The following is a 23,063-nucleotide window of genomic DNA, read 5'->3' on the forward strand; positions in this document are numbered from 1 at the left end:
TGGGGCTAGAAGGAGGCTGATTCTAGATCAAAGTTGGCCTAGGGAACAGCCATCCGCAAGGCCCTGCCGCCCCACCTCTCAGTCGTGCAGCCACACGGGGGTGCCGGGAGTGGCCACGGAGAACACCTGGAGCAATGATGCGGCGCTCAGACGAATGCAGCCGTGGGAACGCGGCTCCCCCATGGGCTGGTCGGGGGGCGTGCCGTGCAGGTAGATATAGCGCCGCTGGCTGTCGACCTCTCCGCCGCGGTTGACCCCTCGCTCCAGCCCGCAGAGCCAAACGATACGGGTGAGTATCCAGTCGCGCTGGGGATGCGCCTCGGCCAGTTCCGGAGAATACCGTTCGCCGGTAGGGCGACGACCCCGAAACACCGTACCCGGCGGCAGCCCGTCACCGATGGCAGCTCTCACGTAGTGCCAGCCCAGCGGCGTGCAGCCGCTACCCTCCTGCTGGCCGGTGCCTGCCAGGGCGGTGGATACGGACCATTCGGCCTGGAGCCTTGCGCCCTGCCATTGGACCAGGCATTGACGCGCAACGTCGACTTCCAACCAGTTGCCCGTTGGCGGCGGCAGTTCGGTCAGACGCGGGGTGCGCATATCAGCTCGCCTCGGCCTTCGGCATGGGGGGCGGTGGAAGCGGCGCGTTCATGGCGGCCACCACGACCGGCCGCAAACGGCGGATCAGATCACGCACGGAGACATGCTCCTGATAATCCTTTTCGGCGATGTCACGCAACGCATCCAGCCCGGACAAGGTGAAGATGACGGTGCCCAGCACAAAGTGTAGCCGCCAGAAACGCTCGGAGTCGGGCAAATCGGGCGTTGCCAGTCGAACCAGATCGGTGAAGCGGGAGAATACGCTGCCGTACTCGTCCTGGATGTAACGACGTAGATGTCCCTGGGCCTGGCTGTAGGCGAGCCCCAGCAGCTTCATGAACACCTTGAGGCTGTGACGCTCGGCGGGCACATCCAGCACGGTGCGGGCCATGGTTTCCAGCAGCACTTCCAGCGGAATGACGCCACCGGCATACTGTGCTTCCAACTCGTCGAGGGCATGATGGAAGCGCACGGTGAACGGATCCAGATAGCGGGCAAATACCGCCTGGATCAGCGATTTCTTGGAGCCAAAGTGATAGTTCACCGCAGCCAGATTGACCCGCGCCTTGCTGGTTATGGTCCGCAGGGAGGTTTCCGCAAAACCACGTTCGGCGAACAACACTTCGGCAGTATCGAGAATGCGTGTGACGGTATCGGTTTGAGCCATTTTGCTGGTCCCGCTGGAAACGAGTGTTTAAAACATTACAAAAGTCTACGTGATTTCAATGCCTCGCTCAAATCGGATGACTATTGGCTGTTTGAAACGCGGTGAGTACCAGGGAATCGATTGCCTTTTTACTGGATAGACTTCCATGCTGTATACTTGAACAATACTCAAGGCACCGCTACCCGGAGGTCGCATGACACGCCCCCTCACCTCGCGCCAGCAAAACGTCTTCGACTTCATCGTCAAGACGATGAATGAGTTCGGCTACCCGCCGACCCGTGCCGAGATCGCACGTGCCCTGGGCTTTCGCTCTCCCAATGCAGCCGAGGAGCACCTGCGGGCCCTGGAGCGCAAGGGTGTCATCCGGGTCATCCGTGGTACGTCGCGGGGTATTCGCCTGCCGGCGCAGGATGCCGAGCCGGTCGGGGGCGAACCCGCCGTGGAAGGCTTGCCGATCATCGGCGAGGTGGCGGCCGGCAGCCCTATCCTTGCCGCCGAGCACATCGACCGTTACTGCCCACTGCCTCCCGAATTCTTCACCCCCCGTGCCGACTACCTGCTCAAGGTACGCGGCCTCTCCATGAAGGATGCCGGTATCCTCGAGGGCGACCTGCTGGCCGTGCACCGCACGGACCGAGTTCGCGACGGCCAGATCGTCGTCGCCCGGCTTGAGGACGATGTCACCGTGAAGCGCTTCCATCGCAACGGTCATCGGGTCGTCCTCGAAGCCGAGAATGCCGCTTTTGCGCCTATCGAAGTGGACCTGCGCCATCAGTCGCTGGATATCGAAGGCATAGGCGTGGGGGTGATCCGCGGCGGCAGCGGCCAGGCGCTATGATGAACTCGGTCACGCTCGGCTAGCTGTCGGACGGTCGCTCATGGATCCCGTGCGCAAGATACTGCATGCCGATTGCGACTGCTTCTATGCCGCGGTGGAAATGCGCGACAACCCGGCGCTGCGCGAGATTCCGCTGGCCATCGGCGGCAGCGCTGAGGGTCGCGGTGTTATCGCCACATGCAACTACCCGGCTCGGGCCTATGGCATTCACTCCGCCATGCCGACGGCAAGAGCCCTTCGGTTGTGCCCGCATCTCACCCTCCTCTCCGGCGACTTCGAGCGCTATCGCGAAGCCTCGCGCCGGATCCAGGCCATTTTCCATGAGCTCACCCCGCTGGTGGAGCCGCTGTCGCTGGACGAAGCCTTTCTCGATGTCACGGCCGTGACACGCTTCTCCGGCAGCGCCACCTGGATGGCACGCTGGTTGAAGGAGGAGTGCCAGCGACGGGTGGGCATCACCGTTTCGGTGGGTGCCGCCCCCTCGAAGTTTCTGGCAAAGATCGCCAGCGACTGGGAGAAGCCCGACGGCCTGACGGTGATTTCGCCGGATCGAGTCGATGCCTTCATCGAGACACTGCCAGTCACGAAGCTGCATGGCGTGGGGCCGGCCACCGCTCGGCGGCTGAAGTCATTGGATATCGATACCTGCCACGACCTGCAGCGGCTGCCCCAGGACCGGCTGATCCAGGAGTTCGGCAAATTCGGCCATCGCCTGTTCGAGCTGGCCCGTGGTATCGACGTCCGCCCGGTGAGGGTGGAACGAGAGCGCAAGTCGGTCAGCGTGGAGACCACCTTTGCCACCGACCTTCCTGGCCTGCCCGACTGTCACCGGGAGCTGGCGGCGCTGTGTGATCGCCTGGAATCCCGCCTCGCGCGCCATGGGCACCCGCCGCTGGCGGGGCTGTTCGTCAAGGTGCGCTTTGACGATTTCAGCCTGACGACCATGGAGGCACGCGGCGGAACGCTCTGCAGCCAAACCTTCAACGCCCTGCTGGCACAAGCCTGGGCGCGCAAGAAGCGACCGGTGCGACTGCTGGGTGTCGGGGCGAGGCTGGTGCCTGAGGACGCCAGGCGGCAGCTGGCTCTTCCTCTGTAGCCCCCTGTCACGGCGCCCTGCCCTATTTGGTGTCGATATAGCGATGATCGTTGAAGGTGGCCACCCAGCCGGGATGGTAGACCATGAGGATGCTGAGCAGCATGCCGGTGAGGAAGGCCTCCGAAGGCATCAGCAGCGGTAGAAAGAGAGCGTACTCCCGCGCCAGGTAAATCGCGTCCGGGTCAGACGCCCCCAGCATCACCAGCCCAAGGCCCGCCAGCCCGGTGCCGAGCGTGGCCAGGGCTGCACCAAAGAAGCCGCAGAGAAAGAGAAAGATCATCAGGTTGTCCGGCAGGCGTCGATCCACCAGACGCCAGACCAGCACGATCACACCGACGGGTATCACGCCGGTGATCAGCACGTTGGCGCCCAATAGCGGCCAGGCCGTCTTGCCGAGCAGGACCAGGGCCAGGTTGGCGATCAGGTTGGTGACCATCGCCAGGGGTGCCTTGAAGATCAGCGTGAGCAGCGCCGTGAACATGAGGTGAAGGGTCAGCCAGTCGACGGCCTGGGCACGCAGTTGCCAGAACAGTACCACGGCAACGGTGGCCGCCAGCCAGCGATGCTGCAGCGCCCTGTCCGCCAGCAGCGCACCCCAGGGCCGCTGAGCCAGGGCAAGCCCCATGATGCAGAACGACAGGATACCGCAGGTGATCAGCAGCCAGGGTGCCAGCATGGGCTCGGAAAACGACATGACCGTCTCCAGGAAGCAGGCTCAGGCAAAGACAACCGTCTTGTTGCCGTGGATCAGCACTCGATCTTCGAGGTGCCAGCGTAGACCTCGCGCCAGTACGGCCTTCTCTACATCGCGACCGAAACGCACCAGGTCGCCGGGGGTATGGCAGTGACTGACCCGATGGATGTCCTGTTCAATAATCGGGCCGGCGTCAAGTTCCTCGGTCACGTAGTGGCAGGTGGCACCGATGAGCTTGACCCCTCTGTCATGGGCCTGATGATAAGGACGAGCGCCGGCAAAGGAAGGCAGGAAGCTGTGATGGATATTGATCACCCGCCCGGCGTATCGCTGGCATAAATTCGGCGGCAGAATTTGCATGTAGCGTGCCAGCACCACCGTATCGGCTTCCAGCGCTTCCACCCGGGACTCGATTTCGGCAAAGGCTGCAGTCTTGTCGGTGGCGTCGACGGGAACATGAAAATAGGGCAGCCCATGCCATTCCACCATGCCTCGCATATCGGGATGATTGGAGATCACGCCGACGATATCGCCTTCCATCTCTCCGGCGGTCCAGCGATAGAGCAGGTCCACCAGACAGTGTGATTCGCGGGACACCATGACCACCACCCGCGGGCGCTGGCGCGTATCGCGCAGAGCCCACTCCATCTCGAATTCCCGCGCCACCGGTTCGAAGGCTTGTCTCAACGCATCGCCGGTCATGTCGATGGAGTCGGCGAGGATTTCATAGCGCATGAAAAAGCGACCCGAGGCCAGGTCGGAATGCTGACTGGCCTCGGTAATGGAGCCACCATGGCCGGAAATAAAACCGGAAACGCGTGCCACGATGCCGCGGCGATCAGGGCAGGAAACGACCAGACGGTAGTAGTGGGACATGGGCAACCATCGACTTGCTGAGCGTGGATCGAAGAGCGCGCATTGTAGCGAACTCAGGGGCACGAGACACGTCGAAAACTGGTATTGAGACCTGGATAGTGGCCCGGGGACTCGGATTGTGGAGGGCCGCGACGATCCCGTATAGTAACGCTTCCATGCCTGACCATGATGTGCCGATGATTTCATCCCGCGCCACCATTCGCCCACGCCGTAGAAAACCGCTTCATTTCCTGCCGCTGGGAGGCTGTGGCGAGATCGGCATGAACCTTGGGCTCTATGGGCATGACGACGAGTGGATCGCCGTCGATTGCGGCATGATGATACGCCAGGACCTCCCCGACAGCCCGCTGCAGGTTCCCAGCCTGGACACCGCCGATGCCCTGGGCATCACGCCTTCCGCGCTACTCATCACCCATGGCCATGAAGATCATATCGGTGCCGCGGCCTGGCTCTGGCCGAGATGGCAATGTCCGGTGCATGCCACTCCGCTGGCAGCCGGGTTGCTCCGGGCCAAGTTCACCGAACGCGGGCTTGCCACCGATGCCATCCAGGTGATCGAACCGGGCGAGGCGCTCGAAACAGGCCCCTTCACCCTTCGCTACCTGCCGTTGACCCACTCCATACCGGAGAGCTGTGCCCTGTTGATCGCGGCGGGTGGCTATCGCGTGCTGCATACCGGCGACTGGAAACTCGACCCCGAGCCTTTGATCGGCCCACCCATCAAGGGCGCCCTGTTCCGGGCCCTGGCACCGGTGGATCTGGTGGTGGGGGATTCCACCAATGCCCCCCTCCCCGGCCACTCACGCAGCGAAGGCGAAGTGGCGCGTGCTCTCGAGCATCGATTGAGCCAGTGTACCGGCCGAGTGGTAGTCTCCTGCTTCGCCAGCAACCTGGCCAGGGTGCTCGCTATCGCGCTGGCCGCCGAGCGCTGCGGCCGCCGGGTGAGCCTCATGGGCCGAGCCATGGAGCGCATGGTGGGTGTGGCACGCGGGCTAGGTTATCTCGACGACATGCCCCCGCTGGTCCCGGTCAGCGACCTGGGCTATCTGCCTGCGGAAGAAGTGCTGGTCATCGCCACCGGCAGCCAGGGCGAGCCTCGCGCCGCGCTAAGCCGCCTGGCCAGCGGCAGGCATCACAGCCTCGAACTGAGGTCGGGCGATACCGTGATCTTCTCGGCCAAGGCGATTCCGGGCAACGAGCCACCGATCGAGCGGCTGAAGCATGGGCTCAGGCGACTCGATGTGACAATCTGGGATGAATTCAACCATCCGGAGCTACACGCTTCCGGTCATCCGGCCCAAGAGGAACTGCGCACCTTCTACGGCTGGATCAAGCCGAAACACCTGCTGCCGGTTCACGGGGAACCGCAACATCAACGTGCCCACAGGACGCTTGCCGAAACCCTTGGCATCCAGGCGCCGCTGGCGCCCGTCAATGGCGACCTGATTCGCCTGGATGGTGATGGCCTGACCCTGGAAGCCAGGCACCCTCAGCGCCCATGCATCGTCAGCCAGAATGCCGTGACCCCACTGCCGGGACTCGCCGCCGAACGCGGCTCATCCCGTAACGGCATCCTCTATCTCGCACTACCAGTCGCCTCGACTGGACCGGGCTGGACGCGCATCGGGCGATTGATGCTGGATGCACATCGCGTCAGTGCGCTGGATGAAGACGAGCTCGCCGACTGGCTCGATGAACGCCTGGAAGCGTTGCAGGCCGGAAGCCTGGCCGAACTGCGCCTGGCTCTGGAGCCATTACTGACGGCCTGGATGGCGGAACATCTGCGGCAGTTGCCGGACATACATCTGCAATTACTGGCGGTGGAGGCCCCGGCGTTTACCGACAGAGATTGACCGCCGGGAGCCTCCGCCTATTCTATCAAGAGCCGGTCTATCAAAAGCCCGGTCGATCAAGAGCCCCCGGCATTCTTCGGTGGACGACCACGCTTACGGCGCGGCGGCTCCCCCACGAGATCTTCCACAGAGAGACCGGCATCGCTCATGGCCTCGCGGATCTCAGCCAGCTTCTTTTCCTTGTCCGCCTCCTCCTTTTCGCGGAGCTTGTCTTCTTCTTTTTTCTGCTCGATTACCTCGCCAATGACATCGGAGAGCTTATTCAGCTGCTCCATGCTCAGCTGGCGAGCGGCGGCACGAGCCACGTTCTTGTTACGGGCGATGCGCTCCAGGGTTTCGCTGGACATTGGCCTCCTCCATACATAAAACGACGAGCAAGCTGAATCGCTTACTCGTCAAAAGTATATGTCCTGTTGACCAATTGGCAAGAAATGCAGATGCAGAAATGTGACTTTTTTCTTCAAATAAGAAACGAAAATGAAGGGATGAAGGCGTGTTTATCCACCCGTCATGTTCATGAAGCGCACCACCTGTACCTCGCCATCGGTCGTGAAATAGTGGCGCTCTGGCTTGAGGGGCAAGGCTTCCACGATGGCCGTTTTCAAGGCATCGATATCGCCGGGATGACGACGCAGCACAGCACGCAGATCAACGGAGTGCTCATTACCCAGGCAGAGCAGCAGGCGCCCTTCGACGGTCACCCTGACTCGGTTGCAGGTAGAACAGAAGTTGTGACTGTGCGGTGAAATGAAGCCCACACGCGAATCGCTGTCGCCCATGCGAAAGTAGCGAGATGGTCCCAGGGTGGATTCCGTGGTCGGAATCAGGGGGTATCGCTGCTCGATGAGATCTTGCACTTCATCGCTGGAACAGAAGGTTTCGGCCCGGGAATGGTCGGAGACGTCTCCCAGCGGCATTTCCTCGATGAAGCTGATGTCGAGACCTTCACTGCGCGCAAAGTCCACAAGGTCGACCACCTCATCGTCATTACGCCCTTTCAGAACCACGGCATTGAGCTTGATGCGCTCGAAGCCAGCCGCCTTTGCCGCGCGGATACCGTCCAGAACACGGGCCAGATCACCGGTGCGCGTCAATTGACGAAAGCGCTCGGCATCGAGCGTATCCAGGCTGATATTGAGCCGCTTGAGACCCGCCTCACGCAGGCGATGCGCGTGTTTCACCAGGCCTGCACCGTTGGTGGTCATGGCGAAATCCCTGAGCCCGGGAAGACAGCCGATGTCCTCGACGAGGCGGCCGATGTCGCGCCTGACCAAGGGTTCGCCGCCCGTCAGGCGAACTTTTTCGACCCCCATTTCGACGAAGGCGCGAGCCACCATGCCGAGCTCCTCCAGCGTGAGAACCTGGGCACGAGGCAGAAAAGTCATCTCCTCGCTCATGCAATAGACACAGCGAAAGTCGCAGCGGTCCGTGACGGATATGCGGACATAACGCACGCGCCTACCGAAGTCGTCGATCAGCTCAGAGGGTACTGTCATTATCGCTCTCCCAGCGGCTGGCATCCTGGTGGTCCGAATCGCGCTCCGCAACCCAGTAGTCGCCCGAGACACTGTGTTCCTTTTTCCAGAAGGGGGCGCGGGTCTTGAGATAATCCATGATGAAATCACAGGCCTCGAAGGCCTCACGACGATGCGCACTGGCCACGACTACCAGTACGATAGGATCTCCCGGGGTCATGCGTCCAACGCGATGGATGACGCGGACGCCCTGAAGCGGCCAACGCGCCTCGGCATCGCTGACGATCCCGCCGAGCGCCGACTCCGTCATGCCCGGATAGTGTTCAAGGGTCAATGCCGTGACATCGGGACGCTCGTTGAAGTCACGAACCAGGCCGGTAAAGCTCACCACGGCGCCGATATCGGTGCGGCCCGCCAGCAATAACCGCTGCTCGACACCCGCATCGAAGGGCTCCTGTCGCACCTCAATCTTGGCTGCCTGTACCATATCAGCCCCCCGTGACCGGTGGGAAGAAGGCGATTTCGTCTTCGTTGGTGATGGGCGTGCTGTCCACGGCCATCACCTGGTTGACCGCACATAGCACGCGTCCCTCCGAGAGGCGCGCGAATCGCTTGTCGCGACTGACCAGCGCCGATTTCAAGCCTCCCACGTCAGCGCTTGCTAGGCTATCCAGCGGCAGGGAAAGCTCGCTGACACCAAGCAGTTCACGCAGCTCGGCCAGGAACTTGACCCGCAGGCAGGGATCCTCGATATCGCAGCGGGTGCCCACGGAGACCTGTCCCGCCACGCCTTCACCGGTCACGATCGGTGCCGGTGCGGCGGTACTGTCACGGTGGGGGGGTGTCTCACGCTGATAATCCCCCGACTTGCCCCCGGTCTTGGTGTCGAGATGGATACCGCCTATCTCCATGTCCTTGTCTACCGCCTTGCACATGTCATAAAGCGTCAGGCAGGCCACGGAAACTGCCGTCAAGGCCTCCATTTCTACTCCGGTGCGGCCATTGAGCCGACAGGTCGCGTTTACCTCGACCCGTGACGCTGCCTCGTCGAGCCGAAACTCAATGCTGACCTTGGACAGCGCCAGCGCATGACATAGTGGAATCAGTTCATGGGTCCGCTTGGCGGCCTGGATACCGGCGATTCGCGCGGTTGCCAGCACATCCCCCTTGGGTAGCCCTCCTTCGCTGAGCAGCGCCAGTGTCTCGGGCTTCATCTGGATGTAGCCTGACGCACTCGCCTCCCGACGACTTTCGGGCTTGTCGGCGACATCCACCATATGAGCTTCGCCGCGTTGATTGAGATGGGTCAGTGTCATGAAGGCATGCCTCGGCAGATATCAGCAAACGGTTGTATGGTAACGACCTCGTCCCTGGCCACGTTCTCGCAGTCGGCGGCGATCTCGATCAGACAGTTGGCGGCCACCATGGAAGAGAGAATGCCGGAGCCCTGATGACCAGTGCTGCGTACACGGAGCTGCCCGCGGGCATCGCTGTAAAAGATGCCACGCAGGAAATCGACGCGCCCTTTCCTGCTCGGCAGGTCGCTCTCTGCGCGTGCCGTGAGTCGGCATGGGTCTGGCGCCTCGGAGCCCTGAAGCCGCCTGAGCACCGGCGCGACGAATTGCAGGAAGGTGACCATGGCTGCCACGGGGTTCCCTGGCAGGCCGAAAAATGGCGTCTGCTGCGTCCCGAGTCGCCCGCAGGCCAATGGCCGGCCGGGACGGATGGCAATCTTCCAGAAACCCAGCTCACCCACCTCCGCCAGGACCGCACGTACCTGGTCGGCTTCGCCCACCGACACGCCGCCACTGGTGATGACCAGGTCGGCATCGCCTGCGGCGCCGGCAAGGGCGGCGATCATGACATCACGATCATCGGGTAGGATGCCAAGGTCGCACACCTCACCGCCATGCTCGGCGACAAGCCCTGCCAACGAGAAGCGATTGGCGTCGAATATTCCGGCCGCCGGCAGCGGCTCGCCCGGAGCGGTCACCTCGTCTCCCGTGGAAAAGATGGCCACGCGTGGCCGACGATGGACGAGGGCCTGCGCCATGCCCAATGACGCCACCAATCCCAGTTCCGCCGATCCCAATCGGGTTCCCGCGGCAAGCGCAATGGCGCCTCGGGCGATGTCCTCACCGGCGAAACGTACATGCTGCCCTTTGCGCACCGAGTCCGGATGCTGGACCCGGGCACGGTGATCGTGAAGCTCGACCTGTTCGCGCATGATCACCGTGTCGGCACCGATTGGCAACGGCGCGCCTGTGGTGATACGCAGGCATTCGCCGGGCGCCAGTCGACCCACATGACGATGTCCAGCCAACACCTCACCGACCAGGGCCCAGCTCTCGGGGAGCCGCCCGTCGGCTTCCGGCCAGGCCAGGGCAATCCCGTCCATGGCACTGTTGGTGTTCTGGGGCACATCGATGGGCGAGACGAGGGACTGGGCGAGTACCCGACCGTGCAGGTTCTGGAGGGGCTGCCATTCGTCGCCCAGAGGCCGCGGCGCCAATTCGAGAGCGGCGGCTCTCGCTTCATCCACCGTCAACATGCGCTCCCCGAAGTCGAAACAGGATAGGCTCATGTCTCTGGCTCCCGAGGCGAGCGCTCGGACGGCCACCGCGCCGGCCAGGCCGCCACCCAGTCAACGAGCGAATCCAGGTCATCGAGGGGCAGCGCTTCGACCCCCTTGGGCAGGATCAAGGACTCGGCACTGGCCACCGCCTTGACCCAGGGGTCCTCGGCAACCCTCAGGGGTTTGCCGACCTCCTCGCGATACAGCTCCAGCTTGGGCAGCGGCCAGGCCTTGAAGCCCTCCACCAGCACCAGGTCGGGACGCTGGGGACGCATCATCTCGATCAGCGTTGCGAGATCGGCTTCCTCCTGATGTGGCGTTTCCATCATCAGCGCCAGGCGCGCCCGGGAGGCAACCAGCATGGGCGATGCCCCTGCCATTCGCAGGCGGTGGCTGTCCTTGCCCGGCTGGTCGACATCGAAGCCGTGGTGAGCATGCTTGATCACCGCGACACGCAACCCACGGGCAGTCAGCGCCGGCAGCAGTCGCTCCAGCAGCGTGGTCTTGCCGGTACCGCTCCAGGCCGCGATGCCCAGCAGGGGCAGGCCTTCATCGAGCGGCAGAGGGGCGTGGCTCACGGCACTCATCCCGTCCGGGTCTCCTCGTCCAGGCGCGCCTCGAGACGCTGTTTGTCATCCTCGGTATTCAGGTTGGCGAAGCTTGCCGGGCAGTCGCTGAAGTCGACGCGATACCAGTCATGACGCGCGTACCAGCGGTCGATCTTGCGCTCGCCGGCGACCAGCGCCGCCTCGAGGTCGTCAGCCAGCGAGACCCGAAGCAGCGCCACGACCGGATGAAGGCGATCCCCGTCATGGGCCACGGCGATATCGCCCTCACCGATGCCTGCCACCAGACGCTCCACGAGATCCATGGGCAGTGCGGGACTGTCGCAGGGCACAACGATCAGCCAGGGTGTCTGGGCGGTACGCAGGCCGGTGTAGATACCCATCAGCGGCCCCTGATAGTCACCCTCGATGTCTGCAACAACTCGATCAGCCAGGCTGCTGTAGGCCTCGTGATGTCGATTGGCATTGATCCATACACTGGCTACTCTGCCCTCGAGACGCTCCCGAACATGCGCCACCAGCGGTCGACCGGCGAAGGGTTCCAGCCCCTTGTCCCGCCCGCCCATGCGCCGACCCTGCCCACCGGCCAGGATCAGGCCTGTCACGTCATGCCTAGGATTCATCATGGCTCCTGCTGCCCGTTCCGGAATGCTTCCCATGATGCCCTAGCCAGCGCCACGGTGCCATGACGGGGCGCCTTCATCGCTGCTTACCATGATGCGGATCACTCTCGATGTTTATGCAAGGCATGGCCAGCAGGTATGATGTGTCAAACAAATCGAACGGACCCGACGGAAGCTGACGATGGAAGCATTGAATGTAGGAACCCGACTACGCGAACTGCGCAAGGCACGCAAGCTCTCCCAGCGTGAACTGGCCAAGCGGGCCGGCGTCACCAACAGCACCATCTCGCTTATCGAGCAGAACAGCGTCAGCCCCTCGGTGAGTTCGCTCAAGAAGATCCTCGATGCCCTGCCGGTATCGATCAGTGCCTTCTTCGCCGGTGACGAGCCCGCCCCGCCCCGAGCCTTCTACACTGCCGACGAGCTCACCGAGATCGGCGACGGCAATCTCTCCTGGCGGCTCGTGGCGGCTCGCCGTCCGGACCGCAGCATATCGATCATCCACGAGCGCTATCCCCCGGGGGCCGATACCGGCACGGACATGCTGGAGCACGAAGGCGAAGAAGGCGGCGTGGTGATCTCAGGTGAGATCGAGCTCACCGTGGCCGGAGAAGTCCGGGTGCTCGGCGCCGGAGACGCCTACTACTTCGACTCGCGGCTGCCCCACCGATTCCGCAATATCGGCGACGTTGAGTGCGTCATCGTCAGCGCCAACTCCCCACCCACCTTCGCAGAGGGCGGCAGGGAGACTCATCACGCCTGATTGGCACCCGCGGCCTGCGCCGGGCGCCATCTCAGGCAGCCGTCGGCGGCCTTACTCTTCCTCGTCGGCACCGGGCAGCACCCAGTTCAGCACGATGCCGACCAGCGCGGCGAGGCTGACGCCTTGCAGGGTGAACTGGCCGCCGCCGAACTGCATGCCGCCGATGCCGAAGACCAGGATCAGCGATACCACCACCAGGTTCCGCGGTGCGGTCAGCGAATGGCCGGCGCGGACCAGTGTGTTCATGCCCACCACGGCAATGGACCCGAACAGCAGGGTCATGATGCCTCCCATGACCGGACCGGGAATGGTCTGCAGCAAGGCACCCAGCTTGGCAACGAATGCCAGCACAATGGCGATGAAGGCGGCCACCACCATGATCCTGGGATCGAAGGCCCGGGTCAGCGTCACCGCCCCGGTCACTTCGGAATAGGTCGTGTTGGGCGGGCCACCGAAGAGCGCCGCCGTGGATGTGGCCAGGCCGTCACCCAGCAGGGTGCGGTGGAGCCCCGGTTTCTCCAGGTAGTTCTTCTTCGTCACCGAGCCGATGGCCACCATGTCGCCGATATGCTCGACGGCCGGGGCGATGGCCACGGGGATCATGAACAGGATCGCCGCCCAGTGGAAACTGGGTGCCGTGAAGCTGGGGATTGCCAGCCAGGCAGCATCGCGCACCGGCGCGAAATCCACCACCCCCATCAGCAGCGCCAGCGCGTAGCCGGCGACGATACCACCCATGATCGGGATCAGCCGCAGCATGCCGCGGCCGAAAACCGCCAGCACCAGGGTCACCAGCAGGCTTGCCATGGAGAGGAAGATCGCCGGCCCGTAGCCGATATGGTCACTGGTTTCGCCGGTGGCCATGCTCACCGCCACCGGGGCTAGGGCCAGACCGATCACCATGATCACCGGCCCGACCACCACCGCTGGCAGCAGCCGGTGTAGCCAGACGGTGCCCTTGAGACGCACCGCCTGGGAGATCGCGACATAGACCAGACCGGCCGCCATCAGGCCACCCAGGGTCGCCGAGACGCCGAAACTGGCCACCGAGCCCTGGATCGGTGCGATGAAGGCGAACGACGACGCCAGGAAAACCGGTACCGTAACGCGAGTCACGCCATGGAAGATCAGCGTACCCACACCGGCGGTGAACAGCGCCACGCTGGGGTCGAGCCCGGTCAGAAGCGGTACCAGCACCAGGGCGCCGAAGGCCACGAAGAGCATCTGGGCCCCGGTCAGCAGGGTCTTGGGCAGGGAGTCGACCGGCGTCTGGGCCGCCGCCGCTTGTTCGTTCATGGGGTGTATTCCTTCTTGTATATCGTTGCTATGGGTCGAAGGCGTCCTGCCAGAAAAACGCCCCTGGATGGCGATCTCAGGGGCGTGATGTTTCCATGTTCCGGTGTTTAGCGAGTGCCGAAGATCTTATCCCCCGCATCACCGAGCCCGGGGACGATATAGCCGTTCTCGTCGAGGTGATCGTCGATGCCCGCGGTGTAGATCTCGATGTCCGGATAGGCGTCCTGCACGCGCTTGATGCCCTCGGGCGCCGCCACCAGCACGATGACCTTCATATGCTTGCAGCCGCGATCCCGCAGCATGTCGAGGGTCGCCACCATGGTGCCGCCGGTGGCCAGCATCGGGTCGATGACCAGTGCCATGCGCTCGTCGAGGTCACCGGCGAACTTGGCGAAGTAGGGTACCGGCTCGAGGGTCTCTTCATCGCGGTAGAGTCCGACCACGCTGATGCGTGCACTGGGAATCAGGTCGGTCACACCGTCGAGCATGCCGAGCCCGGCACGCAGGATCGGCACGATGGTGACCTTCTTGCCCTTGAGCAGCTTCACCGGAATGGGCTTGCCGCTCCAGCCGTCGATCTCCTGGGTCTCGAGCTCGAGATCCTGGGTCGCCTCGTAGGTGAGCAGCTTGGCCAGCTCACCGGCAAGCTCGCGAAAGCTCTTGGTGCTGATGCCCGCTTCGCGCATCAGTCCCAGCTTGTGCTGGACCAGCGGATGATTGATGGCATGAACGCTCATGGGCAGACCTCTCAGGCGACGGGTGGGCGGGCGGAGGCATTCTACCTTCATCCGCCGTTGAGGTTAAGGCGCGGATTCGGGCGAGTCGGGTAGCTGCCAGTGAATCGGTTCACGCCCGTTCTGATCGAGAAAGGCGTTGGCCCGGGAAAAGTGGTGGTTGCCGAAGAATCCTCGATGGGCCGAAAGCGGCGAGGGATGCGGCGACTCCAGCACCAGGTGACGCCCGGTATCGACCAGCGCCTTTTTCTGGCGGGCATGACTCCCCCACAGCAGGAAGACGCTCGGCTCGGCATGGGCGCTGACCGTGGCGATGGCGCGGTCGGTAAAGATTTCCCAGCCGCGGCCGCGGTGAGAGCCGGCACTGCCCTGCTCCACCGTCAGCGAGGTATTGAGCAGGAGCACACCCTGCCGGGCCCAGGACTCGAGTGTGCCATGGGCAACCGGCCGGAAGCCCACATCGTCGGCCAGCTCCTTGTAGATGTTCTTCAACGAAGGCGGCACCGGCACGCCGGGACGAACCGAGAAGCAGAGCCCGTGCGCCTGGTCGGGGCCGTGATAGGGATCCTGCCCCAGAATCACCACCTTGACCCGGTCCAGCGGCGTCAGCTCGAAGGCGCGGAACCAGTGCGACGAGTGCGGGTAAATGACCTTCCTGGCCGCCTTCTCGGCCGCCAGGAAATCACGCAGCGACTGCATGTAGCTCGCCTGGAACTCGTCACCGAGCCACCGGCACCAGCTATCGGGTAGCGGGCAACTCATGGCTCAGCGCTTGACCTGGTCAACGAGGGGTTCGACATAGGCGATGCCCATGTCCCAGGGAAACTGGATCCAGCAGTCCTGGGCCACCTCGGTGAGATATTGATCTACCAGCGGACGCCCTTCGGGCTTGGCGTAGACAGTGACGAAATGCGCCTTGGGCAACATCTCGCGCACCTTGCGAGCCGTCTTGCCGGTATCGACCAGGTCATCGACCAGCAGCCAGCCATCGCCATCGTGGTCGACCCCCTTCAGCACGTCGAGGCCGCCCTGACTCATGTGGTCATAGCTGCTGATGCAGACGGTATCGATCAGCCTGACGTTGAGCTCTCGGGCGATCAGCGCCGCCGGAATGAGTCCGCCGCGGGTGATGGCGACGATGCCCTTGAAGTCACGTTCGACCAGCCGATGGCAGAGCTCGCGCACGTCGCGATGGAGTTGGTCCCATGAGACAGTGAAGTGCTGGTGGTACCGGTTGCTCATCTCTGCCTCACTCATCTTCATTGAAGGAGCAGACCGCGAAGACGCCGAAGCCAGCTTCGCGGATCCTGCTCGACCCCCCGATCTCGGGCAGGTCGATGATGGTGGCGGTCTCGACCACATGGCCGCCGGAACGGGTGATCAGTTTGGCGGCGGCCAGCATGGTGCCGCCGGTGGCGATCAGGTCGTCCATGAGCAGGATTCGGTCCCCATGACGGAACGCGTCGGAGTGAAGCTCCACCTCGCTCTTGCCGTATTCCAGCGTATAGGTCTCGCTGATGGTCCGGAAGGGCAGCTTGCCCTTCTTGCGTACCGGCACGAAGCTGCACCCGAGCTCGTAGGCCACCGGCGCACCGATGATGAACCCCCGGGCGTCGATGGCAGCGATGGCATCGAGTTCCATGTCCTGATAGCGATGCACGAAGCTGTCGATCAGCTTGCGAAAGGCCGAGCTGTTCTGCAGCAACGGGGTTATGTCGCGGAAGTTGATCCCCGGCTGAGGCCAGTCGGGAACGGTTCGGATCACGGACTTGATGTAGTCGCCGTAGATACTCATTGCAGCTCTCGGTGAGAAGGATGATCAGTCAAGAAACAGGAATTTCAGCGTGAACAGGATGGCCAGCACGATAACGGCCGGATTCAGGTCCCGGAACCGCCCCGACAGCGCCTTGATGGCGGCATAGCTGATGAAGCCCAGCGCTATTCCTTCGGCGATGGAGAACGTCAGCGGCATGGCCAGGGCCGCGATGAGCACCGGCGCTGCATCGGTGGGGTCTTCCCAGTTGGCGTGGGCCAGGCTGCCGGCCATCAGTACGGCCACGTAGAGCAGCGCCCCGGCCGTGGCGTAGGCCGGAATGGAGCCCGCCAGCGGTGCGAAGAACAGGCTGATCAGGAACAGCACTGCCACGACCACGGCAGTGAGACCGGTGCGCCCTCCGGAAGCGATGCCCGCCGTGGATTCAATGTAGCTGGTGGTGGTAGAGGTGCCCAGTGCAGCACCGGCCATGGAGGCCCCGCTGTCGGCCATCATGGCTCGGTTCAGGCGCGGCAGTTTGCCGTCCTTGTCCAGCAGGCCACCACGGTGCGCCACGCCCACCAGGGTGCCAGAGGTATCGAACAGGTCGACGAACAGGAAGGCGAAGATCACGCTGAGCATGGCGATATCCAGCGCGCCCATCAGGTCCATGGCCATGAAGGTCGGCGCAATGGAGGGCGGCATGGACATCATCCCGCCGTACTCGTTGTGGCCCAGCACGATGGCCAGCACGGTGATGCCCAGGATGCCGATCATCACCGCGCCGGTGATTTTCAGGTAGGCCATGGCGGTGATGACGAAGAAACCCAGCAGCGCATAGATGGCCGCCGGCTCGGAGAGATCGCCCAGGGCAACGTAGGTCGCCGGATTGGAGACCACGATGCCGGCGTTCTTCAGTGCGATCATCGCCAGGAACAGGCCGATACCGGCGGCGATACCCAGCCGCAGCGAGAGCGGTATGGAGTTGATGATCCACTCGCGGATCTTGAAGATACTCAGCAGGAAGAAGCAGAAGCCGGAGAAGAACACGGCACCCAGTGCCGCCTCCCAGGTGTAGCCCATGCCCAGCACCACGCCATAGGTAAAGAAGGCGTTGAGGCCCATGCCCGGTGCCTGGGCGATGGGGTAGTTGGCCCAGAGACCCATGATCAGACAGCCGACAGCCGCCGCCAGGCAGGTCGCCACGAAGACGGCGCCGTAGTCCATGCCCGCTTCGGAGAGGATGCTGGGGTTGACGAAGATGATGTAGGCCATGGTCAGGAAAGTGGTGATCCCGGCAATGACCTCGGTCTTCACGCTGGTGTTGTGCTCTGTCAGCTTGAAGTGGTTATCGATCAGTTTTTTCAGCATTGGAGGCAATCCTGCGCATTGTTCTGGTTATCGTCCAGCGGGGCGAGAAAAGCCGCACATGGTACCCAAAGGGCACCGGCGATGCGAGGCGACCCTTGCATCATCGATGCGGCATGGTTCGCTCTTCTCATTTTCTTCGCTTCGCTCTTCTCTCTGATTTGGCAAACGCCAGGCCAAGTTTTAAGCAAACCCCAGGCCAAGCGCCAGCCGGGCCACCAACGGAAACTTGACGAAACGGTCAATCGAGCACGGTATCAGGGTTCGCGGGCGGCCAGCACGCGCTCCACGGTTTCCACGATGGCTTGGGTCTGGGGATCGACCTCGATATTCACCCGGTCCCCGGGAACCCGATCCACCAGAATGGTGCGTGCCAGCGTCTCGGGTATCAGATCGACGCAGAACCGTGGCCCATGATCGACGTTGGCAGCCCTCATCTCGCCGATGGTCAGGCTTATGCCATCCACGCCGATATAGCCCTTGGCGAAGAGGAAGCGACCCAGCGCATGGGGAACCTCGAACCAGAGCCGACGATTGTTGGGGGCCTCATCCAGCTCCACCAGCTCGGCCATGGCCATGACATGGCCGGACATGGCATGCCCGCCAATTTCGTCACCGAAGCAGGCCGCGCGTTCGATATTGACCCGGTCCCCTACCCCGAGTGCCCCCAGGTTGGTCACCTTCAGTGTCTCGCGCATCAGGTCGAACCTGACCTGCTGTCCCTCAATGGCCGATACGGTCAGGCAGACACCGTTGTGTGCGACGGAGGCACCGGGCTCCAGCCCCCGGCGCAGCTCATCGGAGAGAACCACGACATGGGTTCGGAAGGCTTCGGCCTCCTCGATGGCCACGATTTCCGCTGTTCCCTGAACGATGCCTGTGAACATGGAGTTTCCTCGTGCAGCTCCCGAGCGGGAGGATGAAATAGGGCTGGCAGTGTAGAAAGTCGCGGGCCCCACGTCCATCGCACCATTGCGATGCGCCGGAGCCGACACCATAAAAAGGCAGATCCATTCGCCGCCTTCCAGCATATTTTACTGCCGTATCGCAGGTCACCGCACAAGAAACACCGCCTCGATTGACAGCTTACGTCTTTGGTCGTAGCATTGGCCGTCACATTTAAAGGCGCCGATTTGTACCCGGATTGCGGGCGCCCATGTCGAAAGCGCTTTCGAGCGCTCTTCGACGTGAAGTGCAGCTAAAAGGGTGTGTCCAGCGTTGATGGCCACCCGTCAGGGTGGCTTTTTTTTGACACCCACTGCTCGCCCCGCAATGAAACGGCCTGCTCAGTGGAAGCCAGATGATCACTTTACGCAACGTCTCCAAGACCTACCATATCAAGGGCGGCCACAAGGACGGCGCTCGAGGCCACGTCAAGGTCGTCGAAGCCCTGAAGAACGCCGATCTCCATGTGCCCCAAGGCAGCATCCACGGCGTGATCGGCCTTTCCGGTGCCGGCAAGTCGACCCTGATCCGCTGCGTCAACCTGCTCGAGCGCCCCACCAGCGGCAGCGTGACGGTGGACGGCCAGGAGATGACCCGCCTTTCCTCCTCGGCCCTGAACCAGGCTCGCCACCGTATCGGAATGATCTTTCAGCATTTCAACCTGCTGACCACGCGCAACGTATTCGACAACGTCGCCCTGCCCCTGGAACTGATGGGCATGAAGCGCACCGCCATTCGCGAGCGCGTGATGCCCCTGCTCGAACTCACCGGGCTGACGGACAAGATCAGCCAGTATCCCGCCCAGCTCTCCGGCGGCCAGAAGCAGCGTGTCGCCATCGCCAGGGCACTGGCCAGCGAGCCGCGGGTACTGCTGTGTGACGAAGCGACCTCCGCCCTCGACCCCCAGACCACGGGCTCGATCCTGGAGCTGCTGCGCGATATCAATAAAAAACTGGGCCTGACCATCCTGCTGATCACCCACGAGATGGAAGTCGTGAAATCGATCTGCCATCGGGTGAGCCTGATTTCCGGCGGCGAGCTGGTGGAGGAAGCCGATGTCGGCGACTTCTTCACCGCCCCGGGCACGCAGCTGGGCCGCGAGTTCCTCAACGACTTCCTGCAGCTGGAACCACCCAAGGGGCTGGTCGAACGCCTGGAAGCCGAGCCCGGCGAGCATACCCACCCGGTGGTGCGCCTGGCGTTCTCCGGCGATGCTGTCTCCACCCCGCTGATCTCTCGCCTGGCACGGGATTGCGAGGTCGATGTCAGCATTCTCCAGGCCAAGGTGGAATCGATCCAGGAGCGCACCCTGGGCCTGATGATCGCCGAGCTGCTGGGGCCGGCCGAAAAGACGCGCCAGGCCATCGACTATCTCGAATCCCATGATCTTCACGTGGAGGTGCTTGGCCATGTCCAGCGCGATGATTGACCTCATCATCAAGGCCACTCTGGATACCCTCTATATGGTGGGTGTTTCCGGCATCCTCGCGGCGCTGCTCGGCGTACCGCTTGGGGTGATGCTGTACGTCACGCGGCCGCGTCAGATACTCGCCCGCCCTGCCCTGAACCAGACGCTGGGCATGGTAACCAACATCGGCCGCTCCATTCCTTTCATCATCCTGATGGTAGCCATCATCCCCTTCACCCGCATGGTGGTCGGCACCTCCATCGGCACCAATGCCGCCATCGTGCCGCTGACCATCGCCGCCATACCCTTCGTGGCCAGGCTGGTGGAAGGCGCGCTCAACGAGATACCGCCGGGCCTGGTCGAGGCCGCCCAGTCCATGGGCGCCACGCCGGGGCAGATCATCACCAAGGTGCTGCTGCCCGAGGCCCGTGGCGGCATCATCACCGGCCTGACGATCACCATCGTGACCCTGGTGAGCTACTCGGCCATGGCCGGCGCCGTGGGCGGCGGCGGCCTGGGCGACCTGGGCATTCGGTACGGCTACAACCGCTTCAACCCCACCGTCATGCTGATCACCGTGGCGATCCTGGTGGTGATGGTCCAGGGCTTCCAGAGCCTGGGCGACTATCTGGTGCGCAAATCGGATCGCAAGTAAGAGAAGTCCCCTACAAGTAAGGACAGTCCCTTAAAAGGAGAGGTACCATGCAAGTCACCCTGACCCGCCTGCTCGGCGCCGCGACACTGGCCGGCGCTACCCTGCTCGCCGGCTGCGGCGGAGACGACGCCGACACCGAGACACGTTCGATCAAGGTCGGCACCATGTCCGGGCCCGAATCCGAGGTGATGGAAGTGGCGGTCCAGATCGCCCGAGAGCGCTACGACCTCGAGGTGGAGATCATCGAGTTCACCGATTACGTATCGCCCAACGCGGCCCTGGCCGATGGCAGCCTCGATGCCAACGCCTTCCAGCACGAGCCCTACCTGCAGAGCATGGTGGACGATCGTGGCTATGACCTGACGGTTGCCGGCTACACCTTCGTCTACCCCATCGGCGCCTATTCGGAGAAGCACACCGATATCGCAGACCTGCCGGAGCGAGCCATCATCGCCCTGCCCAACGACCCCACCAACGGCGGACGTGCGATGATCCTGATGCACAACGCCGGCCTGATCGAACTGGATGACCCGGAAAACCTGGAGGCGACGCCGGTCAACGTGGTCGACAACCCGCACGACTTCCGTTTCCGCGAGATCGAAGCCGCCCAGCTGCCGCGGGTCCTTCCCGACGTGGACCTGGCCTTCATCAACAACACCTTCGCCCAGCCCGCCGGCCTGAACCTGGATGACGCCCTGATCAAGGAGGGGCCCGAGTCGCCCTACGTCAACCTGATCGCCGTGCGCAGCGGAGACGAGGAGCGCGAGGAGATCCAGCAGCTGGTATCGGCCTACCAGAGCGACGAAGTCGCCGCCAAGGCACTGGAGCTGTTCGACGGTGGCGCGGTGCCCGGCTGGCAGTAACGGAAACACTCCTCCTATCGGATATTCAACTGACCAGTATCCACGGGGCCGGCCTTGCGCCGGCTCCGTCAATTCCAGGCATGGTATCCAGGAGCCAAGATGACGCCCGACTACCCCCTCCTTGCCCGCCAGCTGGAAGCCCTGCTCGACAGCCGCGACTGGCTCACCAACAGCGCCCAGACTTGCGCCTTCATCATGCAGGAAGTACCGGAGCTCAACTGGGCAGGCTTCTACCTGCAGCGCGAACCCGAGCTGCTGACTCTCGGCCCCTTCCAGGGCAAACCCGCCTGCAATCCGATTCCGTTCAGCAAGGGCGTTTGCGGTGCTGCGGCTCGCACGCAACAGACCCAGCGCATCGAGGATGTGCACGCCATTGCCGACCACATCGCCTGCGATGCTGCCTCCCGCTCCGAACTGGTCGTGCCCATCATGACCAGAGACCGTCTATGGGGCGTACTCGACCTGGACAGCCCTCGACGCGCACGCTTCGACACCACCGACCAGGCGGGGATCGAGGCCTTGGTTGCGGTGTTCATGGCGCGCAGCGACCTGGAGTGATCGGCGCTCCAACAAGGTAGGCAACTACCGCACTGTAGGAGCATCTTCGATCCGGTCCGACGCATCGGCGACTGGAGGCCGAAGGACTCCCGGCGGCGTTACCGATGGTCGCGGTTATTGCCAGCGCGGCAGCCTCCGCCGAGGCGCCTGGCGGCGCCAGTCGCGATGGGAACCAGCGCTCCAACAGCTGCCTTCTCCACCGACGGTGCCACGTCGTTGTTGGAGTATCTTCAGATCACGACTGGAGGCCGCAGGCCTCCCGGCGGTGTTGCCGGCATTCGCGACGACAAGCAACCTTCCAGCCTCCGCCGAGGCGCCTGGCGGCGCCAGTCGCGATGGGAACCAGCGCTCCAACAGCTGCTTTTTCCACCGACGGTGCCACACAATCCTGTCGGAGGAAGCTTCAGCTCCGGTCCGACGCATCGGCGACTGGAGGCCGCAGGCCTCCCGGCGGTGTTGCCAAGGCTGTCGACGCCGCCAACGTAATCGCCTCCGCCGAGGCGCCTCGCGGCGCCAGTCGCGATGGAAACCAGCGCTCCAACAGCTGCTTTTTCCACCGACGGTGCCACACAATCCTGTCGGAGGAAGCTTCAGCTCCGGTCCGACGCATCGGCGACTGGAGGCCGCAGGCCTCCAGGCGGTATTGACGACGCCAGCGATTACCGCCAACGCAGCGGCCTCCGCCAGGCGCCTGCTGAGTCTTGTGCATAATCAGGAAAGCAAAACGCCTCGCAGCAGGGCTGTGAGGCGTTTCAGGAATCTGGTAGGACCAGGCGGATTTGAACCGCCGACCTCCACGATGTCAACGTGGCGCTCTAACCAACTGAGCTATGGTCCTGTAGAAGCTCATTACCGTGATG

Annotated in this window: 26 protein-coding genes and 1 tRNA gene; 8 read left to right on the top strand and 19 right to left on the bottom strand. The window is 63.2% G+C overall.

Translation table 11 applies throughout. The features are described 5' to 3' along the window. Window positions 1–78: 78 nt before the first annotated feature. Window positions 79–597 carry a L,D-transpeptidase gene (locus tag DU505_RS10345; protein ID WP_114478913.1) on the bottom strand — a complete coding sequence of 173 codons (519 nt, stop codon included), beginning with the start codon at window positions 595–597 and terminating at the stop codon, window positions 79–81. Window position 598: 1 nt separating this feature from the next. Further along, complete coding sequence (locus DU505_RS10350) at window positions 599–1,264, bottom strand: TetR/AcrR family transcriptional regulator (protein ID WP_114478914.1); 666 nt, start codon at window positions 1,262–1,264, stop codon at window positions 599–601. Between the two features lie 193 nt (window positions 1,265–1,457). Here DU505_RS10350 and lexA point away from each other — a divergent pair, with 193 nt between their 5' ends. Continuing rightward, window positions 1,458–2,102 carry a transcriptional repressor LexA gene (gene lexA, locus DU505_RS10355; protein ID WP_114478915.1) on the top strand — a complete coding sequence of 215 codons (645 nt, stop codon included), beginning with the start codon at window positions 1,458–1,460 and terminating at the stop codon, window positions 2,100–2,102. 49 nt (window positions 2,103–2,151) lie between these two features. Beyond that, a complete protein-coding gene (gene dinB / locus DU505_RS10360) occupies window positions 2,152–3,198 on the top strand; it encodes a DNA polymerase IV (protein WP_114479020.1) in 1,047 nt (348 codons plus the stop codon). 22 nt (window positions 3,199–3,220) lie between these two features. Here the strand turns inward: dinB and DU505_RS10365 are convergent, their stop codons facing one another. Together DU505_RS10365 and purU are read right to left on the bottom strand one after the other, a co-directional pair. Next, window positions 3,221–3,892, bottom strand: coding sequence for an energy-coupling factor ABC transporter permease (locus DU505_RS10365; protein ID WP_114478916.1), 672 nt, complete (start codon window positions 3,890–3,892; stop codon window positions 3,221–3,223). Between the two features lie 21 nt (window positions 3,893–3,913). After that, the gene (gene purU, locus DU505_RS10370; RefSeq protein ID WP_114478917.1) at window positions 3,914–4,768 is read right to left on the bottom strand and encodes a formyltetrahydrofolate deformylase; all 855 of its coding nucleotides are present in this window, start codon (window positions 4,766–4,768) and stop codon (window positions 3,914–3,916) included. 260 nt (window positions 4,769–5,028) lie between these two features. Here purU and DU505_RS10375 point away from each other — a divergent pair, with 260 nt between their 5' ends. Next, entirely contained in the window at window positions 5,029–6,621 is a 1,593-nt protein-coding gene (locus DU505_RS10375) for a ribonuclease J (protein WP_114479021.1), read from the top strand. A gap of 56 nt (window positions 6,622–6,677) precedes the next feature. Here the strand turns inward: DU505_RS10375 and DU505_RS10380 are convergent, their stop codons facing one another. From DU505_RS10380 to mobA, 7 genes are all read right to left on the bottom strand, one after another. Next, the gene (locus tag DU505_RS10380) at window positions 6,678–6,968 is read right to left on the bottom strand and encodes an H-NS family histone-like protein (RefSeq protein ID WP_114478918.1); all 291 of its coding nucleotides are present in this window, start codon (window positions 6,966–6,968) and stop codon (window positions 6,678–6,680) included. Between the two features lie 150 nt (window positions 6,969–7,118). Further along, on the bottom strand, window positions 7,119–8,117 hold the full coding sequence (gene moaA, locus DU505_RS10385; RefSeq protein ID WP_114478919.1) for a GTP 3',8-cyclase MoaA: 999 nt from the start codon (window positions 8,115–8,117) through the stop codon (window positions 7,119–7,121). Beyond that, entirely contained in the window at window positions 8,101–8,583 is a 483-nt protein-coding gene (gene moaE / locus DU505_RS10390; RefSeq protein WP_114478920.1) for a molybdopterin synthase catalytic subunit MoaE, read from the bottom strand. Before moaE ends, moaA begins: the two co-directional genes overlap by 17 nt. Window position 8,584: 1 nt before the next feature. Beyond that, window positions 8,585–9,412, bottom strand: coding sequence for a cyclic pyranopterin monophosphate synthase MoaC (gene moaC / locus DU505_RS10395; RefSeq protein ID WP_114478921.1), 828 nt, complete (start codon window positions 9,410–9,412; stop codon window positions 8,585–8,587). Further along, window positions 9,409–10,680, bottom strand: a complete 1,272-nt coding sequence (gene moeA / locus DU505_RS10400; protein ID WP_114478922.1) for a molybdopterin molybdotransferase MoeA — start codon at window positions 10,678–10,680, stop codon at window positions 9,409–9,411. The genes moaC and moeA overlap by 4 nt, the downstream gene beginning before the upstream one ends. Further along, a complete protein-coding gene (gene mobB / locus DU505_RS10405; RefSeq protein ID WP_114478923.1) occupies window positions 10,677–11,258 on the bottom strand; it encodes a molybdopterin-guanine dinucleotide biosynthesis protein B in 582 nt (193 codons plus the stop codon). Before mobB ends, moeA begins: the two co-directional genes overlap by 4 nt. Next, a complete protein-coding gene (mobA, locus tag DU505_RS10410; protein ID WP_114478924.1) occupies window positions 11,255–11,860 on the bottom strand; it encodes a molybdenum cofactor guanylyltransferase MobA in 606 nt (201 codons plus the stop codon). The genes mobB and mobA overlap by 4 nt, the downstream gene beginning before the upstream one ends. Window positions 11,861–12,041: 181 nt before the next feature. Here mobA and DU505_RS10415 point away from each other — a divergent pair, with 181 nt between their 5' ends. After that, entirely contained in the window at window positions 12,042–12,623 is a 582-nt protein-coding gene (locus DU505_RS10415; RefSeq protein ID WP_181872795.1) for a cupin domain-containing protein, read from the top strand. Window positions 12,624–12,674: 51 nt separating this feature from the next. Here the strand turns inward: DU505_RS10415 and DU505_RS10420 are convergent, their stop codons facing one another. From DU505_RS10420 to DU505_RS10450, 7 genes are all read right to left on the bottom strand, one after another. Then, complete coding sequence (locus DU505_RS10420) at window positions 12,675–13,919, bottom strand: uracil-xanthine permease family protein (RefSeq protein ID WP_114478925.1); 1,245 nt, start codon at window positions 13,917–13,919, stop codon at window positions 12,675–12,677. A gap of 107 nt (window positions 13,920–14,026) precedes the next feature. Beyond that, complete coding sequence (gene upp, locus DU505_RS10425) at window positions 14,027–14,656, bottom strand: uracil phosphoribosyltransferase (protein ID WP_066448473.1); 630 nt, start codon at window positions 14,654–14,656, stop codon at window positions 14,027–14,029. A 63-nt stretch (window positions 14,657–14,719) separates the two neighbouring features. Beyond that, window positions 14,720–15,415: a uracil-DNA glycosylase gene (ung, locus tag DU505_RS10430; RefSeq protein ID WP_114478926.1), complete on the bottom strand. Its 696-nt coding sequence runs from the start codon at window positions 15,413–15,415 to the stop codon at window positions 14,720–14,722. Window positions 15,416–15,418: 3 nt separating this feature from the next. Beyond that, a complete protein-coding gene (gene gpt / locus DU505_RS10435; protein ID WP_114478927.1) occupies window positions 15,419–15,895 on the bottom strand; it encodes a xanthine phosphoribosyltransferase in 477 nt (158 codons plus the stop codon). Window positions 15,896–15,902: 7 nt separating this feature from the next. Then, window positions 15,903–16,448 carry an adenine phosphoribosyltransferase gene (locus DU505_RS10440; RefSeq protein WP_114478928.1) on the bottom strand — a complete coding sequence of 182 codons (546 nt, stop codon included), beginning with the start codon at window positions 16,446–16,448 and terminating at the stop codon, window positions 15,903–15,905. A 24-nt stretch (window positions 16,449–16,472) separates the two neighbouring features. Next, window positions 16,473–17,777 carry an NCS2 family permease gene (locus tag DU505_RS10445; protein WP_114478929.1) on the bottom strand — a complete coding sequence of 435 codons (1,305 nt, stop codon included), beginning with the start codon at window positions 17,775–17,777 and terminating at the stop codon, window positions 16,473–16,475. Between the two features lie 254 nt (window positions 17,778–18,031). Beyond that, the gene (locus DU505_RS10450; RefSeq protein ID WP_114478930.1) at window positions 18,032–18,661 is read right to left on the bottom strand and encodes a riboflavin synthase subunit alpha; all 630 of its coding nucleotides are present in this window, start codon (window positions 18,659–18,661) and stop codon (window positions 18,032–18,034) included. 413 nt (window positions 18,662–19,074) lie between these two features. Here DU505_RS10450 and DU505_RS10455 point away from each other — a divergent pair, with 413 nt between their 5' ends. The 4 genes from DU505_RS10455 (at window position 19,075) to DU505_RS10470 (ending at window position 22,203) form a co-directional block, all read left to right on the top strand. After that, a complete protein-coding gene (locus tag DU505_RS10455; RefSeq protein ID WP_114478931.1) occupies window positions 19,075–20,148 on the top strand; it encodes a methionine ABC transporter ATP-binding protein in 1,074 nt (357 codons plus the stop codon). After that, on the top strand, window positions 20,129–20,782 hold the full coding sequence (locus DU505_RS10460) for a methionine ABC transporter permease (RefSeq protein WP_114478932.1): 654 nt from the start codon (window positions 20,129–20,131) through the stop codon (window positions 20,780–20,782). Before DU505_RS10455 ends, DU505_RS10460 begins: the two co-directional genes overlap by 20 nt. 47 nt (window positions 20,783–20,829) lie before the next feature. Further along, the gene (locus DU505_RS10465) at window positions 20,830–21,645 is read left to right on the top strand and encodes a MetQ/NlpA family ABC transporter substrate-binding protein (RefSeq protein ID WP_114478933.1); all 816 of its coding nucleotides are present in this window, start codon (window positions 20,830–20,832) and stop codon (window positions 21,643–21,645) included. A 99-nt stretch (window positions 21,646–21,744) separates the two neighbouring features. After that, window positions 21,745–22,203: a GAF domain-containing protein gene (locus DU505_RS10470; RefSeq protein WP_114478934.1), complete on the top strand. Its 459-nt coding sequence runs from the start codon at window positions 21,745–21,747 to the stop codon at window positions 22,201–22,203. 761 nt (window positions 22,204–22,964) lie between these two features. Here the strand turns inward: DU505_RS10470 and DU505_RS10475 are convergent. Then, window positions 22,965–23,041: transfer RNA gene (locus DU505_RS10475), tRNA-Val, on the bottom strand. Window positions 23,042–23,063: the final 22 nt, after the last annotated feature.

It is taken from the genome of Billgrantia montanilacus, assembly GCF_003336675.1.
Lineage (GTDB): Bacteria > Pseudomonadota > Gammaproteobacteria > Pseudomonadales > Halomonadaceae > Halomonas > Halomonas montanilacus.

Coding starts and splice junctions, on each gene's coding strand:
- DU505_RS10345 (WP_114478913.1), bottom strand. CDS start 597: ATGCGCACCCCGCGTCTGACCGAACTGCCGCCGCCAACGGGCAACTGG.
- DU505_RS10350 (WP_114478914.1), bottom strand. CDS start 1,264: ATGGCTCAAACCGATACCGTCACACGCATTCTCGATACTGCCGAAGTG.
- lexA (WP_114478915.1), top strand. CDS start 1,458: ATGACACGCCCCCTCACCTCGCGCCAGCAAAACGTCTTCGACTTCATC.
- DU505_RS10365 (WP_114478916.1), bottom strand. CDS start 3,892: ATGTCGTTTTCCGAGCCCATGCTGGCACCCTGGCTGCTGATCACCTGC.
- purU (WP_114478917.1), bottom strand. CDS start 4,768: ATGTCCCACTACTACCGTCTGGTCGTTTCCTGCCCTGATCGCCGCGGC.
- DU505_RS10375 (WP_114479021.1), top strand. CDS start 5,029: ATGAACCTTGGGCTCTATGGGCATGACGACGAGTGGATCGCCGTCGAT.
- DU505_RS10380 (WP_114478918.1), bottom strand. CDS start 6,968: ATGTCCAGCGAAACCCTGGAGCGCATCGCCCGTAACAAGAACGTGGCT.
- moaA (WP_114478919.1), bottom strand. CDS start 8,117: ATGACAGTACCCTCTGAGCTGATCGACGACTTCGGTAGGCGCGTGCGT.
- moaE (WP_114478920.1), bottom strand. CDS start 8,583: ATGGTACAGGCAGCCAAGATTGAGGTGCGACAGGAGCCCTTCGATGCG.
- moaC (WP_114478921.1), bottom strand. CDS start 9,412: ATGACACTGACCCATCTCAATCAACGCGGCGAAGCTCATATGGTGGAT.
- moeA (WP_114478922.1), bottom strand. CDS start 10,680: ATGAGCCTATCCTGTTTCGACTTCGGGGAGCGCATGTTGACGGTGGAT.
- mobB (WP_114478923.1), bottom strand. CDS start 11,258: ATGAGTGCCGTGAGCCACGCCCCTCTGCCGCTCGATGAAGGCCTGCCC.
- mobA (WP_114478924.1), bottom strand. CDS start 11,860: ATGAATCCTAGGCATGACGTGACAGGCCTGATCCTGGCCGGTGGGCAG.
- DU505_RS10415 (WP_181872795.1), top strand. CDS start 12,042: ATGGAAGCATTGAATGTAGGAACCCGACTACGCGAACTGCGCAAGGCA.
- DU505_RS10420 (WP_114478925.1), bottom strand. CDS start 13,919: ATGAACGAACAAGCGGCGGCGGCCCAGACGCCGGTCGACTCCCTGCCC.
- upp (WP_066448473.1), bottom strand. CDS start 14,656: ATGAGCGTTCATGCCATCAATCATCCGCTGGTCCAGCACAAGCTGGGA.
- ung (WP_114478926.1), bottom strand. CDS start 15,415: ATGAGTTGCCCGCTACCCGATAGCTGGTGCCGGTGGCTCGGTGACGAG.
- gpt (WP_114478927.1), bottom strand. CDS start 15,895: ATGAGCAACCGGTACCACCAGCACTTCACTGTCTCATGGGACCAACTC.
- DU505_RS10440 (WP_114478928.1), bottom strand. CDS start 16,448: ATGAGTATCTACGGCGACTACATCAAGTCCGTGATCCGAACCGTTCCC.
- DU505_RS10445 (WP_114478929.1), bottom strand. CDS start 17,777: ATGCTGAAAAAACTGATCGATAACCACTTCAAGCTGACAGAGCACAAC.
- DU505_RS10450 (WP_114478930.1), bottom strand. CDS start 18,661: ATGTTCACAGGCATCGTTCAGGGAACAGCGGAAATCGTGGCCATCGAG.
- DU505_RS10455 (WP_114478931.1), top strand. CDS start 19,075: ATGATCACTTTACGCAACGTCTCCAAGACCTACCATATCAAGGGCGGC.
- DU505_RS10460 (WP_114478932.1), top strand. CDS start 20,129: ATGTCCAGCGCGATGATTGACCTCATCATCAAGGCCACTCTGGATACC.
- DU505_RS10465 (WP_114478933.1), top strand. CDS start 20,830: ATGCAAGTCACCCTGACCCGCCTGCTCGGCGCCGCGACACTGGCCGGC.
- DU505_RS10470 (WP_114478934.1), top strand. CDS start 21,745: ATGACGCCCGACTACCCCCTCCTTGCCCGCCAGCTGGAAGCCCTGCTC.